1 pseudogene is annotated in these 220 nt (G+C 69.5%); it reads left to right on the top strand.

The features are described 5' to 3' along the window. Positions 1–220, top strand: a pseudogene (locus BN358_RS26700) (glycosyl transferase family 2); the annotation flags it as partial.

Here is a 220-nt window from a genome sequence, read left to right as displayed (position 1 = left end):
CCAGCCTGCGTGCGCAGGATACCCCCTCCGATGCCTTCGATGTCTTCGTCACCGCCGACAACTGCACGGACGCGACCGCGGACGTGGCCCGCGCTGCGGGCGCGATCACCTTCGAGCGTTCCGCCGCCGGCCCCCGTGGCAAGGGTGCGGCGCTGAACTGGTTCTTCGCCGAGCACTTTCCCCGCGGCTACGACGCCTGTGTCGTCTTCGACGCCGACAA

Origin of the sequence: Sedimentibacter sp. B4, from assembly GCF_000309315.1 — a bacterium.
Lineage (GTDB): Bacteria > Bacillota > Clostridia > Tissierellales > Sedimentibacteraceae > Sedimentibacter > Sedimentibacter saalensis.
Note: the sequence above shows the minus strand (reverse complement) of the source record. Positions and strands in the feature narration are given on the sequence as shown.